At 72.1% G+C, this 4,354-nt stretch carries 5 protein-coding genes; 4 read left to right on the top strand and 1 reads right to left on the bottom strand.

Features of this window, described 5'->3' with window-relative positions; genetic code table 11:
- A partial coding sequence (locus tag CCN72_RS12080; protein ID WP_279630232.1) for an MHYT domain-containing protein occupies window positions 1-483 on the bottom strand: 483 nt, incomplete at its 3' end.
- Window positions 484-779: 296 nt separating this feature from the next.
- On the opposite strand from CCN72_RS12080, the gene CCN72_RS12075 reads away from it, so the two are divergent.
- The 4 genes from CCN72_RS12075 (at window position 780) to CCN72_RS12060 (ending at window position 4,352) form a co-directional block, all read left to right on the top strand.
- Window positions 780-1,655, top strand: coding sequence for a glycerophosphodiester phosphodiesterase (locus CCN72_RS12075; protein WP_085564202.1), 876 nt, complete (start codon window positions 780-782; stop codon window positions 1,653-1,655).
- A gap of 96 nt (window positions 1,656-1,751) precedes the next feature.
- Window positions 1,752-2,306 carry a methylated-DNA--[protein]-cysteine S-methyltransferase gene (locus tag CCN72_RS12070; protein WP_086807529.1) on the top strand — a complete coding sequence of 185 codons (555 nt, stop codon included), beginning with the start codon at window positions 1,752-1,754 and terminating at the stop codon, window positions 2,304-2,306.
- Window positions 2,307-2,499: 193 nt separating this feature from the next.
- Window positions 2,500-3,408, top strand: a complete 909-nt coding sequence (locus CCN72_RS12065; protein ID WP_086807528.1) for a pseudouridine-5'-phosphate glycosidase — start codon at window positions 2,500-2,502, stop codon at window positions 3,406-3,408.
- Window positions 3,393-4,352, top strand: coding sequence for a carbohydrate kinase family protein (locus CCN72_RS12060; protein ID WP_086807527.1), 960 nt, complete (start codon window positions 3,393-3,395; stop codon window positions 4,350-4,352). The genes CCN72_RS12065 and CCN72_RS12060 overlap by 16 nt, the downstream gene beginning before the upstream one ends.
- Window positions 4,353-4,354 lie beyond the last annotated feature (2 nt).

Raw genomic sequence — 4,354 nt, 5'->3', positions numbered from 1 at the left:
GGCGGCGGTGGCGGCGGCGACCGCTATGGCGACGGAGGCGACGACTTTGGGCGTGCTGTAGGCGAAGCTTCCGTGGAAGCGCATCCCGGCCATGCCGAGGTAGTGCATCGAGGCGACGCCCAGTCCGGTGACGGTGCCGCCGGTGAAGAGCGGTGCCCCGGTGGCGCCCCGGTAGCCGACGATGAAGACTCCTACGCCGACCATGAGGACGGCGAGTCCGAGGCTCGCGTAGGTGACCGGCTCGTCGTAGTGGACCGGTGCCTGCTCGATGCTGAAGCCCATCATGGCGACGAAGTGCATGGTCCAGGTACCGCAGCCGAGCGCGGCGGCGCCGAGGGCCAGCCAGGCCGGCCGCCGTGCGTGCGTGACCAGCAGGGACCGCGTGATGCAGCGCAGCCCGAGGGCGCCGCCGAGGCAGGCCATCAGATAGGCCACCAACGGGGTGACGGCCCCGTAGCCGAAACCGTCGACCGTGCCCTGCATCCGCGGCTGCCCTTCGCCCTCGTATGTCCCGGAAACCCTGAAAATCCGCGCCGTACCAGGACCGCGCGGGCGGCCGGGGGTGTCGCAGAGAGTATGACTGCCACCGGAATGGTCGAACGACTTTCCGACAAAGAAACACGGCCTTGCCCCAGTTGTGGGGCACCGGTGAGCACCTGGCGGCGTCTTACTGCGATATGTGGCCTTCGTACGGTCGCGTACCGTTGGCTCTCTGCTGTCACTCTGGTGCTGTCGGTCGCCGGTCCGGCGTGGGTTTTCGTTCGACGCGAGGAGTAAGCATGCGCGCGCGCCTGGTCGCCGTTCTGGCCGCCGTGGTCCTGGCCGTGTTGTCCGCGGTGGCCCTGGTGAGCCTCACCTCCGACGCCAAGGCGGGCGTTCGGCCGCCCTTGGTGATCGCCCACCGGGGTGCCCCCGCCTATGCTCCCGAGAACACGCTGCCCTCGATCGACAAGGCGGCGCGGCTGGGCTCCACCTGGGTCGAGAACGACGTCCAGCGCACCAAGGACGGCGAGCTGGTGGTCATCCACGACGACAGCCTGAAGCGCACCACGAACGCCGAGAAGGTCTTCCCCGGCCGGGCGCCGTGGAAGGTGAAGGACTTCACCGCCGCCGAGATCGCCCGGCTGGACGCGGGCAGCTGGTTCTCCCCCGCCTTCGCGGGCACGCGCGTGCCGACCCTGGAGCAGTACATGCGCCGGGTCGAGCACAACCACGAGAGTCTGCTCCTGGAGGTCAAGAACCCGGAGCTGTATCCAGGCATCGAACAGCAGATCCTGAAGGTCCTCGGCAACGAGGGCTGGCTGGACCGCGGCCATCTGAAGCGGCTGGTCGTGCAGAGTTTCAGCGCGGACAGCGTGCGGACCGTCCATGAGCTGAAGCCCGCGCTGACCACGGCTTATCTCGGGGCTCCCCCGGTCTCGCAGCTGAAGCAGTACGCGCGTTTCGTCGACCTGGTCAACCCGTCGTACGGATCGCTCACCAAGTCGTACGTGTCGGCGGTGCACGGTGTCCGCGGGCCGCACGGCAGGCCGCTCGGGGTGTACGCCTGGACGGTGGACGACAAGGCCGCGGCCCGCAAGGTCGCCGGGTACGGCGTCGACGGGATCATCAGCAGCAAGGCGGACGTGGTGCGGGCGGCGCTGGACACGAAGTGACCGGGGCCCCGACCGGGCGAGTGGGCGGGCGCGTCGTCGGGGGCGGGCGGCACCGGACCGGCGGGCGTTGTCAGTGGTGGGTCGTACCGTGGGCGCATGGACAGCCATGGGCAGGACGAGCAGCGGGTGGTGTGGGCCGTCATCGAGACCGGCATCGGCCCGCTGATGCTGGCGGCGACCAGGAACGGACTGGTCAACGTGGTCTTCCACGCCACCGACGCGGTGCGCGAGCGGACGCTTGAGCGGCTGGCGACCCGGTTCGGCAGCACGCCCGTGGCGGATCCGCGGGCGCCGGTGCTGGTCGAGGCGATACGCCAGCTGCGGGCTTACTTCGCGGGTGAGCGACGGGACTTCGAGCTGCCGCTGGACTGGTCGCTGATCTCCGGGTTCAACCGGCAGGTGCTCCGCGAGCTGGCGTCCGGGGTGCCGTACGGCAGCGTGGTCGGGTACGGCGATCTCGCCGGCCGGGTGGGACAGCCCGGCGGGGCGCAGGCGGTGGGCGTGGCGATGGGCGCCAATCCGCTGCCGGTGGTGGTGCCGTGCCACCGGGTGGTCGAGAGAGACGGCGGGATCGGGGGTTTCGGGGGCGGTCTGGAGACCAAGCGGCAGCTGCTCGCCCTGGAGGGGGTGCTTCCCGAGCCGCTGTTCTGAACAGGCCGCTGCATCCGGTTCTGAACGGCCCCGCCGCATCCGGCTCTGAACGGCGCCGCCGTATCCGGCCAGGGCCGGTAACCGTTCGGCCAGGTACGGCCCCTTCGCGTGCGGCGCCGGGCTCCTGAGCGTTTAGCCGTGGCCGGTGCCCGCCAGAGATACCGGCAGGGACCGGCGGACAGGAGGCGGGCACATGGTGCTGGTGGTGTCGGAAGAGGTCCGGGAGGCGATCGAGACGCGGCGGCCGGTGGTGGCCCTGGAGTCCACGATCATCGCCCATGGTCTGCCCCGCCCGCGCAATCTGCGGGTGGCCCTGGAGCTGGAGGACGCGGTTCGCGGCGAGGGCGCGGTACCGGCGACCGTCGCCGTGCTCGACGGCCGGCCGCTGATCGGTCTGGACAAGGCGCAGCTGGAGCGGGTCGCCAATGACGGCGGCATCCGCAAGCTGGGCCATCGCGATCTGCCGTTCGCCGTGGCGACGCGGGCGAGCGGGGCGACCACGGTGTCGGCGACCGCGCGGCTGGCCGCACTGGCGGGCATCCGGGTCTTCGCCACCGGAGGGCTGGGCGGGGTGCACCGGGATTGGACGGTGACCCAGGACGAGTCGGCCGACCTGGGGCTGTTGGCGCGGACCGGGATCACGGTGGTGTGCGCGGGCGTGAAGTCGATCCTGGACGTGCCCGCGACCCTGCAACGGCTGGAGACGCTGGGCGTGGCCGTCGCCGGGTACGGCACGGACCGGTTCCCCGGCTTCTACCTCTCCGACTCGGGACATCCGGTCGACTGGACGCTGAACGCCCCCGAGGAGGTGGCGGAGGTGATGCGTGCGCAGGACGCGCTGGGCGTGGCGGAGTCGGCTCTGATCGTCGCCAATCCGGTGCCGGAGGCGGAACAGCTCGACCCAGAGTTGCACGCGCGCGTGCTCGACGAGGCGCTCGCCGCCTGTGCGGAGCGGGGCGTCACCGGTCAGGCGGTGACCCCGTTCCTCCTCGATTACCTGGTACGGCACACGGACGGCGCGTCACTGCGCGCCAACCTGGCGGCGGTGCGCGGCAATGTGCGACTGGGGGCGCGGATCGCCACGGCGTGGGCGCGGGGGTGACCGGGGACCGCACGGGTGCGCTGCTGGTCGTCGGCGATGTCGTCACCGATGTGGTCGCCCAGCATCGGGGACCGCTCGCGACCGGCACGGACACGGCCGCGGTGATCCGGACGCTGCCGGGCGGCGCGGGTGCCAACGTGGCCTGTTGGGCGGCCGACTCGGGCTGCGCGGACGTACGGCTGCTCGGCCGGGTCGGCGCGGACGCGGCGGCATGGCACGAGCGGGAGCTGGTCGCGTCCGGGGTACGGCCGCTCCTGGTGACCGATTTACAGGCGGCGACCGGGACGGTGGTGTGTCTGGTCGACGCGGGCGCGGCGGCTGAACGTACGTTCCTCACGGACAGCGGGGCGTCGTTGCGGCTGGAGCCCGCCGACTGGTCGGACGCCTTGCTCGACGGGGTCGCCTGGCTGCATCTGTCGGGTTATCTGCTCTTCACGGAGTCGAGTCGTGCGCTCGCGGAAACCGCGCTCGATGCCGCCCGGGCGCGGGGCGTGCCGGTCAGTATGGATCCGGCGTCGGCCGGCTTTCTGGCGGAGTTGGGGGTCGGCCGGTTCCTCGCCTTCGCCAAGGGGCTGGACGCGCTGCTGCCCAGCCAGGACGAGGCGAGTCTGCTGACGGGGTTGCCGGAACCGGCCGACGCGGCGGCCGAGTTGAGCCGTGTCGTCCCGCTGGTGGTGGTCAAGGCGGGGGCGGACGGGGCGCTCGTGTCCCGTTCCGGGGGTACGCCGGTGCGAGTTCCGGCCGTACCGGCGAGCGCGCGGGACACCACGGGCGCCGGTGACGCCTTCACCGGTGCCTTCCTCGCCGCCCTCCTCGCGGGCGCGGACCCGCGGGAGGCGGCGGCATGGGGGTGCCGGGCGGGCGCGCGGGCGGTGAGCCGGACCGGCGGCAGGCCACCGCACCGGGGCGAGCCGACCGAGGAGAGTGGGGCGCGGGGCGGCTGAGG

It is taken from the genome of Streptomyces murinus, from assembly GCF_002154555.1.
In the GTDB taxonomy this organism is placed as follows: domain Bacteria; phylum Actinomycetota; class Actinomycetes; order Streptomycetales; family Streptomycetaceae; genus Streptomyces; species Streptomyces murinus.
The sequence above is the reverse complement of the archived record's forward strand: the minus strand, read 5'-3'. Positions and strand labels throughout refer to the sequence as shown.

Coding starts and splice junctions, on each gene's coding strand:
- CCN72_RS12075 (WP_085564202.1), top strand. CDS start 780: ATGCGCGCGCGCCTGGTCGCCGTTCTGGCCGCCGTGGTCCTGGCCGTG.
- CCN72_RS12070 (WP_086807529.1), top strand. CDS start 1,752: ATGGACAGCCATGGGCAGGACGAGCAGCGGGTGGTGTGGGCCGTCATC.
- CCN72_RS12065 (WP_086807528.1), top strand. CDS start 2,500: ATGGTGCTGGTGGTGTCGGAAGAGGTCCGGGAGGCGATCGAGACGCGG.